General features: G+C 34.7%; 3 protein-coding genes. All 3 read left to right on the top strand.

What is annotated here, in order from left to right:
* Positions 1 to 228, top strand: a 228-nt coding sequence (locus tag Q0L44_RS04840) for a hypothetical protein (RefSeq protein ID WP_296636024.1), incomplete at its 5' end; no start/stop codon positions are given.
* Between the two features lie 7 nt (positions 229 to 235).
* Positions 236 to 643: a phage tail tube protein gene (locus tag Q0L44_RS04835; protein WP_296636022.1), complete on the top strand. Its 408-nt coding sequence runs from the start codon at positions 236 to 238 to the stop codon at positions 641 to 643.
* Positions 644 to 647: 4 nt separating this feature from the next.
* Entirely contained in the window at positions 648 to 1,004 is a 357-nt protein-coding gene (locus Q0L44_RS04830; protein ID WP_296636019.1) for a hypothetical protein, read from the top strand.
* Positions 1,005 to 1,317: the final 313 nt, after the last annotated feature.

Raw genomic sequence — 1,317 nt, 5'->3', positions numbered from 1 at the left:
TATAATGGCAACGAAGCTAAAGATGGTGTTGCAGATTACCAAGTATTTATAGATAGCTGGTCAGATACCTATACCAAAAGCATAATCATAGCAGATCAAGTAACAGTTGCTTTAGCGGCAGCCGCTAATAGGTATAAGTATGTATCTGCTTATTCAGAGCCAGTGTTTAATGAAAGTACTGGTAAAACAAATTTTGTAACAAAACAAATTTTTAATATATATAAATAATAATACTATGAGTTTAGATTATTCAGGTTCTATGCGTATCAAAATTGCGACTAAAACCATTATGCATGAGGTTGAAGCCTCTTTAAACGAAGCTAGAGATTTTGAAGAACTAGCCTCTAAAGACATTGTTGGCAAAGACTTTCACCCAAAAGAAGGTACTTGGTCATTAACAGGAAATGCTATAGCGGCCAACTCTAATGGAGATGCGCAAATAGATTTACAAGCTATTGTTGAAAGTTATCAGGCAAAAACACTGGTAGCCATAGAGCTTACAGATGGTGTAACTGGCAATATGGCGTATTCTGGAAATGCTTATATAGAGCAATATACATTAACATCGGCAAATGAAGATAAAGCAAAATTTGATTTTTCTTTAAAAGGAGTAGGAACATTAACTGTAGCTGTAAATACCTAAAATTATGAAAATCACTATTGAAAAAAAGGAGTATCAGTTAAAGTTTGGGTATAAGGTGTATAGAAAAGTATGCCAGCATTACGGAGAAAAAACCGTTGCTGGTTTTGAAAAACTAATTAAGCGTTTTGGGCTTAGTAATGTAAAGCTAAAAGATCCATCGTTTGATTCGTTAAATTTTATTGGAAACTTAGTCTTGTTTGCTATTGTTTTAGACACCAATGAAGAACTAACCATAGATTCAGACGATGTGGTAGATGTACTTTGGAACAACCCCTCTTTGCTAGAGCAAGTTATGGAAATGTTTCAGCAATCGTTACCAACACAAAATGCAGCTCCAATACCTAAGCAAAAGGGAAAGTAGCTAGATCAGAGGCAGTTGTCTCTGATCTAACTTTTGATGATTTAGAAGCCTTAGCCTGTGGAGAGATAGGTTTAAAAATAGCATACTTCTGGGATCTTACGCCAAGACAATTTGAAAACATTGTTACAGGCTACAGAAACAAAGAAGAAACTAGAGAAAAAAACAATTGGTATAGAGCAAGGTGGCAAATGTATTACTCAGTTGTAGCTATGAGTGGTACAGATAAAATTAAACCAGAAGAACTATTGCCTTTTCCTTGGGAAAAAGAAGAAAAGAAAGAACTAGATATTGTTCCAAAAACACCAGAAGAAGC

Source organism: Polaribacter sp. (assembly GCF_024639685.1).
Classification (GTDB): Bacteria; Bacteroidota; Bacteroidia; order Flavobacteriales; family Flavobacteriaceae; genus Polaribacter.
This window is presented reverse-complemented; position numbering and strand designations above follow the sequence as displayed.